The organism is Arthrobacter sp. GAS37 (assembly GCF_044908325.1).
GTDB lineage: Bacteria > Actinomycetota > Actinomycetes > Actinomycetales > Micrococcaceae > Arthrobacter > Arthrobacter ramosus.
Map to the genome: position 1 here is coordinate 37123 of NZ_JBIYDB010000036.1, position 8357 is coordinate 45479.

The following is an 8357-nucleotide window of genomic DNA, read 5'->3' on the forward strand; positions in this document are numbered from 1 at the left end:
TGGGTGGATCGTAATGTGGCCGGACAGATGCCCAACAAGCTTACTTGGCGAAACTGAACTACTTGCCGTACTGGCTCTATTTGGCGTATTGGGCCCTATTCGCGGTACTTGGCCCTACTTGGCGTATTGGGGGAACTTCGCCGGAATGCCGGTGGACGGCGGGACGTTGTAGGTGCGCAGGACCTGGCCCATGACCGAGCGGAAAATCGGCCCCTGGGTGATGCCGTAAATGCTGCCCTTGGGCCGCTGGAGGACAACCTCAACGATGAAGCGCGGATTGTCCATGGGCGCCATGCCCACAATGGACGCGGTGTAGCCATCGAAGCCAGGCAGGCCATCTTCGCGGGGCGCCTGGGACGTACCCGTCTTGGCGCCCACCCGGTATCCGTCGATGGCGGCATCTTTCACTTCGCCCATGGTCACGTTGCTCTCCAGGATGTCCCGCATTTGCTGCGCGGTGTCCTTGGTAACGACTTGCCGGGAGTCCTTGGCAGGCACTTTCTCCTCGACCCCGTCAGCTCCGACATAGCCGTCAATCAGCCGCGGTTGCAGCATCACGCCGTCGTTGGCCACGCTTTGGTAGGCCCGGACGGTCTGCAGCGTGGACTGGGAAACACCCTGGCCGAACAGCACGGTGTACTGCTGGCGGTCATCCCATTGATCGGGCTTGGCCAGGATGCCTGAGGTTTCGGCGGGAAGACCAATGTCCGGGGCTTGGCCGATACCGAAGCGCGTGAGGTAGTCGTAGCGCTGTTGCTTGCTCAGGCGGCTGCCGATCATCACGGTACCCGTGTTCATCGAATAGCCAAGGATGCCGGCAAGGGTCCTCTGCTCGGTTCCATGGTCGAACGCATCGGTGAAAGTCTGACCGTCGATGGTCAAAGCCGGTGGAATGGTGACGGTGTCCAATGGGCTGGACTTTCCTTCATTGATCGCAGCGGACGCCGTGATCATCTTCTCCACCGAACCGGGCTCGTAGGCAGCAGTCACGGACCGTACGCCGCGGTCCGCAGCCGCTACCTTGCCGGGGTCGTTGGGATCCGGTGCATTGGTGTCCGCCATCGCAATGAGGTTCCCGGTTTTGATGTCCTCGACGACGATTGATCCCCACTCCGCATTGAGCTGGTTGACCTGGGTCTGGATGGCCTGCTGCGCAAAGTACTGGATGTCCGTGTTCAGCGTCAGCTTGACGTCTTTGCCGTTGACCGCCGGGGTCAGCAGGTCGGTTGCCACGGGGATACGGAGACCGTCGGCGCCGATCTCGAAGACGCGCTTGCCGTCTTTGCCGCGCAGCAGCTCGTCCTGGGTCTGCTCGAGGCCTGCTTGGCCCGTGGTGCCGTCCTTGAGGAAGCCGACTATCCCACCGGCGACGCTGCCGTTTGGATAGACGCGCTTGCTGATGCCCTCCGAGACGATACCCGGGATGTGCAGTTGGGATATCCGGTCCTCGACGTCCGGCTTCACTTCCTTGGCCACGATGTTGTACTTCTTCACGCCGGTCACGGCCTGTGTGACCTGCCCGACGTCCATCCCCAGGGCGCTGGCAAGTTCTGCTATCCCCTGGGACCTGGAGATCGTATCGATGGCTTGGGTCTGGGAGTTGAAACGGGGAAACTGATCAGTGTTGGTGTTGACCGTTTGGTCCACCACGATGTTGTAGCGGATCACGCTGCTGGCGAGCACGGTGCCGTTGGCGTCAAGGATCTTGCCGCGTTCGGCTGGCAGGATCGTGGTTGTCAGCCTGTTGTTGTAGGCCGCCTCGGCCAGGCCGCCGACGTCCAGCCCTTGGACGAGGAACAACTTGCCCCCGACCACCAGCAACAGCGTCAGCATGATTCCGAGGCCGAGGCGCAGGCGCTTCTTCGCCGCCGGCGTTCTCTTGTTCTTCGATTTGCCGGTTTTCTGCACCACGTCGATTCCTCGCTGCTTGCCTTGCTGGTTACCTGAAATCAGGTCGGCTGGACGCTACTGCCCTGGTACCTTCTGCTGTGGAGCCGGGACCGAACCACCGTGAAGATCCACAACCGGCGGCTTGGGTGCCGCAGGAACCGGGGGCGCCTGCGGTTTGGCCGGCGTCGAGTCTGCGGCCCCGTTGGGCTTACGGCTGTCCAGTGCATCATTCTTGGCGGGTGCAGAAGGAGCGACGCTGGACTGGCCTGCAACCGCGGGAGCAGCGATGACGGCACCGGGATTCTGTCCCTTGGTTGCCGGCGTGGCTTTTCCTGTGACCGTCAGGTTGTCCAGATCGATCTGGCCCGTGGTGGTGGAAGCTACCATTCCCAATTCTGCGGCCTTGGCGGCAAGATTCTGGGGAGCCTGGTAGTTCTGGACCTGTTGTGTCAGATCCTGGTTCTGCTTGTTCAAGGACGCAGCGTCGTTCCTGAGCTTCACAAGGTCGTATTGGGCCGTGGAAACGGAGATGTTGAGCACCAGGACGGTCAACAAGGCGGCCGCCAGCACGCCGAAGCAAAAGACGACGAACGGAGTCCGCCGTCGTCCGGGAACACTCTGTACGAGCGAGAGCGGCGTCCGCGCCTTGCGGGTCGTGTCGCGCTCCGGTCCCCGGGCAGGCAGGGCACGCGCGGTGTTCCCCACCGTGGTCGGCAGGATCTTCGCGGCAGCTGTGCTCATGCTGTTCTCCTCGCTTTGATGCGTTCCACGGCCCGCAGGCGGGCAGATGCCGCACGCGGGTTTTCGGCGATTTCTTCAGGGGTAGGCACTTCCGTGCCCTTGGTCAGGGTCTTGAATTCCGGCTTATGTTCTTCCAGCTCCACAGGGAAGCCGAGCGGGGCCGATGACTTGGACCGGGACTGGAAGACCGACTTGACGATCTTGTCTTCGAGTGAGTGGTACGACATCACCACTACTCGTCCGCCCATTGCCGAGGCTGCGAGAGCGGCAGGCACTGCCCTCTCCAGGACGTCGAGTTCCTCGTTGACTTCAATCCGCAGGGCCTGGAAAGTCCGCTTTGCCGGATGCCCGCCGGACTTTGCAGCCGCCGCAGGAACAACGCCGCGGATCTGCTCGACGAGTTCCCCTGTGGTGGCGAATGGCTTGGTGGCCCTCGCCGTGACGATGCGGTTCGCGATCCTGCCGGCAAACTTCTCTTCGCCCCACTTGCGGATAATCCGCACGAGGTCTTCTTCGGAATAGTTGTTGACTACGTCGGCGGCAGTCTGGCCGCGGCTGGTGTCCATCCGCATATCCAGCGGCGCGTCGTAGGAGTAGGCAAAGCCGCGCTCCCGCTCGTCCAGTTGGAGGGAAGACACGCCCAGATCCATGAGGATGCCGTGCACCTCCGGGACACCAAGGTCCGCGAGCACGTCTTCGATTTCGTCATAGACGGCATGTACTAGGTCAGTGCGGGCCGCGAACGGTTGCAGTCGCTCTCCGGCGAGGGCCAGGGCCTCTTCGTCCCGGTCTATGCCAACAAGGTGCAGATCGGGGAACCGCTGCAGCATCGCTTCGGAGTGGCCACCCATTCCCAACGTGGCGTCGATGACGACGGGCGTTTCGCCACGGCTGCGGGCGGCCTCAAAACCTGGTGCCAACAAATTGATGCACCGGTCCTTCAGGACCGGTACATGTCGCTCCGAGGTTGGTTTTGGCGCGTCTTGCTGCTCCATGCGGCCTCCTCAGAGCTGAATCGTTCGTCTGTCAGTCGGGCGGGTCACTTCTTGAGCCGGATCCCCATCCGCGCCTATCGCAGCGTCTGCCTGGCTCCGGGGAAGGTGAGCCAGGAAAACAATGTGATGGGCGGCTGGAGATCCCGTCCAAGAAGCATTGCTGCTTCCTGTCCCGGTTTCTAAATGAACCCGGGAAGGTTGTCGTCGTCGGTCTCCGAGAAGGCGGCTTCCTTCTCGGCCAGGTACTCATCCCAAGCCTGGGCATCCCAGATCTCTGCACGGGTTCCGGCGCCGATGACCGCCAATTCCCGCTCAAGACCTGCGTAGCTCCGGAGCGCCGGCGGAATCGTCACGCGCCCCTGCTTGTCAGGTACCTCGTCAGAGGCTCCGGACAGGAAAACCCTGATGTAGTCACGTGACTGCTTGGAGGAGATGGGGGCCTCCCGCATGGACTCGTGAATACGTTCGAATTCCCGCTGGCTGAAGACGTAGATGCAACGTTCCTGGCCCCTTGTGAGCACCAAGCCGTCAGCAAGTTCCTCGCGGAACTTGGCGGGAAGGATGATCCGGCCCTTTTCGTCCAGACGAGGAGAATGCGTGCCAAGAAACACTGGCCCACCGCCCCCATCCGTAAAGGTGCCCGTACCTGCCCCACGCCGCCACTACCCTCTTACTCGCTCCACTTTACTCCACAAGCCCCCACAGTCAACGCAATCCGGCGTGTTTCTGCCCCACTTTCGAATGCGGGAGCCTGAAAACATGAGGATCTCAGGGGTGGTTGGTGGTGGAGGAGACTTTGTGGCAGCGCTCCACGGAGGCGCACGACGGCGGCTTCGCCAGTCGCGCCTGCAGGCTCGCGAGGTGTGGCGAACGTGGCGTTAAATGCGAAAAGACCCGATATTCGGGTCTTTTCGCAATCAGGTCAGAACCTGGTGGTGCAATGTGGAGGACTCGGCATCCGTCTGGAGGACAAGCCCCTTTGTGGAGCGCTCAGCTCTCCTCGCCGCGGCGGCGCTCGTCCCAGCGTTCCTCGAGGTTGCTCATGAATGAGTTCCTTGCCTTGCCCGGCTTGCCACTCTTCGACTTCCCGCCGGCTGCCCTTCTCAGGGTGGCAAAGTAAACGCCGGCGCCCATCACGATGAAGCCCAGCACCCCAAGGAAGATGTTCTGCAAGGACACACCTACCAACAACAAGAGAATCCCGGCGATAGTGCCTAGAACGCCAATAACGATGTGCCTGGTCGACCATGAACGAATGGGGTCAGAGCCCATTGAATTGGCAAACTTTGGATCGTCCTCATGCAGTTGCTTCTCGAGTTGCTCGAGGAGCTTCTGTTCGTGCTCCGAGAGGGGCATCGCGACCTCCTTTAGTCGGCCAGCGTCTGGATACGCCGCGGCCGTTGCCTCTGTTCCCTTGAACGGACGAACCCATAAAAGGGTTCCCGAAGACCGGGCCTTGTGAACACGGTCTCACGGAACAGACGCAACATGGCAATTTATCCAGACGGTCTAAATCTGTGTATCTCTAGGATAGTTTGTTGGCCGCTGTTCTGAAAGACACACCGGAGGGCACCCGAGGGCTCTTCGAAGCCTAGGGGGAGCCCGGCCCGTCCGGCTCCGCATGCGGCTCCAGAAGCGTCGCCGGAAGGACAGTCTTGCTGCCGAATCGCTCGGTGACACGGTCAAGCGCCTGTTCAGCCGCCCGCCAGTTGTCGTCCCGGCGATCGAAGCTCAACTGCAGCGAGGTGTGTTCCGCCGGTTCGAGCTGCTCAGCCCGCACACCTACAAGGCGCACGCTCATGGGGCGCTCCCCCAAGGACGCCAGCAACTGGCTCGCCACCTGATAGATCAACTGGGCGCTGTCCACCGGCGTATGCATTGTCTTGCTGCGGCTGATTGTCGAAAAATCCGCATAGCGCAGCTTCAGCGCTATCGTCCGGGCCAGCATTCCGGCTGTCCGCAGCCGTGAAGCGGTTCGGTGGGAGAGCCGTAGCAACTCGCGGTGCAGGAGCGCGTCATCCGGGGTGTCAACAGCGAACGTTTCCTCGGAACCAATGCTCTTTTCGAGGCGCGTAGGCGTGACCGGCCGGGGATCCAAGCCCATCGACAATCGGTGGACGTGCTCACCCGAAGCTCCAAGGACCTTTTTCAAGGAAGAAAGCGGCGTGGCCGCAACATCAGCCACGGTACGGATCCCCAGCCTGGCGAGGACGTCGGCGGTCTTGGCCCCGACTCCCCACAGGGCGTTCACAGGCAGGCTGTGCAAATAAGCTACGGTCTGCCCTTCCTCAATGAGCAGCAATCCGTCGGGTTTGCAGCGCGTAGAAGCAATCTTGGCAACGAACTTGTTGGCGGCTATTCCCACGGACGCAGTGATTCCCAGCTCGGACGCAACCCGGCGCCGGATCAAATGACCGATCTGGAGAGGCGGACCAAGCCTCCTGATCGCGCCACCGACATCCAGGAAAGCCTCGTCGACGCTCAAGGGCTCCACGAGGTCCGTAATCGATTCGAATATGCCCATCAACTGCCGGGACACCTCGTAGTAGAGGCTGTGGCGGGGCTCGATGATGACCGCGTTGGGGCACATCCGCATGGCGTTAGCCATGGGCATGGCAGACTTCACGCCCAGAGCGCGCGCTTCGTACGAGGCGGAGAGGACAACCGAGCGATCCACCGGGAAGCCCACAATGACGGGTTTTCCCTTGAGTTCAGGCCGGGTGCGCAATTCCACCGAGACAAAGAAGGCATCCATGTCCACGTGGAGGATGCTGGTGCGCCTCAGTTCCCGCAGAGCAGCGGGATCCGTGGCGAATTCTTGTCCGGGGCCCCGCCCGTTGTTCTCTGCGTGTGGTCTCACAAGGAAATCCTATGCCGCGGCACTGGTTACTGGTGGCTGCATCCGGCGCCCTAAACTGGAGGCAGCATCCGGCGTCGTCCCCAGGAGGAAATCCCTGTGAAGCTCTTTGGAAAGCCTCAACCCGTCAGCCTGGCCTTGTTGGCCACGGGCGTCGCGTTGACCGTCTCGGCTTGCGGGTCGTCCCCGGCAAGCACGGCATCCCAAGGGGCTGCGCCAACATCGTCCGGGGCAGCCACTGCCTCGGCAAGTCCGGGGCCGTCCACCACTTCAACGGCGGGCGCGGGAGCTTCGGCCGCGGTCGGCGCCCTGGTCCCGGGATTCCCGCAGCAACTGATTCCATTGATGCCCAAGGCGGCTGTGGAATCCAGCAGTTTCGACAAGAACTCCTCCCCGGCGTCCGTGGCCCTGGTCGGCACCATTGCGTCCCCGTCGGACGCAGTAGTGGCCTTTTATACCTCTGCGCTCACGGCGCAGGGCTTTAAGGAAGTTCCCGGCAGCACTGTCGGAAGTATCAAATCAAAGGATTTCCTCCGTGGCGACAATGAAACGGTGAATATCTCGGTAGTGGAAACCGCAGGCAAATCCACGTTCACCATCGGTGCCAACGTGGCCGCCGGGTCAATCAAGTGACCACGGCGAGCCTGGGTTCGGAACAGAGCCGTTTTGTGGCCGATGTCGCCGCCAGACTTAACGGTTTCCTTGGGGTGCAACAAGAAACCATGGCCACCATCTCCCCCGATGTCGCTCCGCTCATGGGCTCAATCACAAGCCTCGTGACAGGTGGCAAACGGCTCCGGGCCTTGATGTGCTACTGGGGGTGGCGAGGTGCCGGAGGCGAGTCCGCACATCCCGACATCATCACTGCCGGCTGCGCTTTGGAACTCTTCCAGGCTGCAGCCCTGATTCACGATGACATCATCGACCGCTCTGATACACGGCGCGGCGGTCCAAGCGTCCACAAGCGGTTCAGCCAGCTCCATGAGGGCGAAGGCTGGGCCCTCGACAGCGAACGCTTCGGGCATGCGGCTGCGATTCTCACCGGAGACCTTTGCTTGTCCTTCAGCGAGGAGGCGTTCACAGAGATTGGTAGCAGGGCTGCTTCCGGCACGCCTGCGCGGCGGATCTTCAACCTGATGCGCGCCGAGGTCATGGCCGGCCAATACCTGGACATATTGGAGGAAGTTGCAGGCCCGGTGCGGGACCGCGCGGGTGCCGTCCACCGTGCCCGATCCATCATCCGTTTCAAGTCGGCGAAGTACTCAACGGAACACCCCTTGGCCCTTGGGGGCGCCTTGGCCGGTGCGAGCGAAGAGCTCCTGCAAGGCTATTCCGCGTTCGCGTTGCCGCTTGGTGAAGCATTCCAGCTCCGCGACGACGTCCTGGGAGTATTCGGGGACCCCGGGACGACAGGAAAGCCCGCGGGGGATGACCTCCGCGAAGGCAAACGGACCGTGCTGGTGGGCTTCGCTATCAACCAGGCCGGGGCTGCTGATTCGAGCTACATCGATACCATGCTCGGAAGACAGGACCTTGGCGAGGCCGAGGTTGCCGAGATCCGGCGGATCATCGTGGATTGCGGTGCGCTCGAAGCCACGGAATCGATGATCGAGGAACTCAGCAACGAGGCTTTCGAGGCCTTGGAACGCCTCCCCTTGGCTGAGCTCCCGCTTACCGCGCTCAGGCAGTTGGCCGAAGCTGCCGTCAGCCGGGCCGCGTGAACTCTTGGAGAAATCCACGTTAAGGGCAGTCTAAATTCCTGCCTTAAATACAGTGGTGGGGGGGGGCGAAATCAATGACCCCACACAAGATTATTGAAGGGTAACGAAACAGCAAAAAAGTAGGTGCCGGCGGGGGAGAGATGTATTTTGTCG

9 protein-coding genes are annotated in these 8357 nt (G+C 61.7%); 2 read left to right on the top strand and 7 right to left on the bottom strand.

Annotated elements, in window-relative coordinates:
• Window positions 1-114: 114 nt before the first annotated feature.
• The 7 genes from ABH924_RS20280 to ABH924_RS20310 all read right to left on the bottom strand — a co-directional run bounded on the left by ABH924_RS20280 (window position 115) and on the right by ABH924_RS20310 (window position 6866).
• Window positions 115-1911, bottom strand: a complete 1797-nt coding sequence (locus ABH924_RS20280) for a peptidoglycan D,D-transpeptidase FtsI family protein (protein WP_404501727.1) — start codon at window positions 1909-1911, stop codon at window positions 115-117.
• 54 nt (window positions 1912-1965) lie between these two features.
• The gene (locus tag ABH924_RS20285; protein ID WP_404501729.1) at window positions 1966-2631 is read right to left on the bottom strand and encodes a hypothetical protein; all 666 of its coding nucleotides are present in this window, start codon (window positions 2629-2631) and stop codon (window positions 1966-1968) included.
• Window positions 2628-3626, bottom strand: a complete 999-nt coding sequence (gene rsmH, locus ABH924_RS20290; protein WP_404501730.1) for a 16S rRNA (cytosine(1402)-N(4))-methyltransferase RsmH — start codon at window positions 3624-3626, stop codon at window positions 2628-2630. The genes ABH924_RS20285 and rsmH overlap by 4 nt, the downstream gene beginning before the upstream one ends.
• A gap of 179 nt (window positions 3627-3805) precedes the next feature.
• Entirely contained in the window at window positions 3806-4237 is a 432-nt protein-coding gene (gene mraZ / locus ABH924_RS20295) for a division/cell wall cluster transcriptional repressor MraZ (RefSeq protein ID WP_059389147.1), read from the bottom strand.
• 379 nt (window positions 4238-4616) lie between these two features.
• Window positions 4617-4982: a DUF3040 domain-containing protein gene (locus ABH924_RS20300; protein WP_234753815.1), complete on the bottom strand. Its 366-nt coding sequence runs from the start codon at window positions 4980-4982 to the stop codon at window positions 4617-4619.
• 235 nt (window positions 4983-5217) lie between these two features.
• Window positions 5218-6420, bottom strand: coding sequence for a DNA polymerase IV (gene dinB, locus ABH924_RS20305; protein WP_404501737.1), 1203 nt, complete (start codon window positions 6418-6420; stop codon window positions 5218-5220).
• A gap of 182 nt (window positions 6421-6602) precedes the next feature.
• On the bottom strand, window positions 6603-6866 hold the full coding sequence (locus tag ABH924_RS20310) for a hypothetical protein (RefSeq protein ID WP_404501733.1): 264 nt from the start codon (window positions 6864-6866) through the stop codon (window positions 6603-6605).
• On the opposite strand from ABH924_RS20310, the gene ABH924_RS20315 reads away from it, so the two are divergent.
• Window positions 6844-7116, top strand: coding sequence for a hypothetical protein (locus ABH924_RS20315; RefSeq protein WP_332603343.1), 273 nt, complete (start codon window positions 6844-6846; stop codon window positions 7114-7116). The genes ABH924_RS20310 and ABH924_RS20315 overlap by 23 nt on opposite strands.
• Window positions 7113-8204, top strand: a complete 1092-nt coding sequence (locus ABH924_RS20320) for a polyprenyl synthetase family protein (protein ID WP_404501735.1) — start codon at window positions 7113-7115, stop codon at window positions 8202-8204. The genes ABH924_RS20315 and ABH924_RS20320 overlap by 4 nt, the downstream gene beginning before the upstream one ends.
• Window positions 8205-8357: the final 153 nt, after the last annotated feature.

What these genes read in the sequence shown, in the direction of transcription:
- ABH924_RS20285 (WP_404501729.1), bottom strand. Translation starts at nt 2,631, where the DNA reads ATGAGCACAGCTGCCGCGAAGATCCTGCCGACCACGGTGGGGAACACC.
- rsmH (WP_404501730.1), bottom strand. Translation starts at nt 3,626, where the DNA reads ATGGAGCAGCAAGACGCGCCAAAACCAACCTCGGAGCGACATGTACCG.
- ABH924_RS20300 (WP_234753815.1), bottom strand. Translation starts at nt 4,982, where the DNA reads ATGCCCCTCTCGGAGCACGAACAGAAGCTCCTCGAGCAACTCGAGAAG.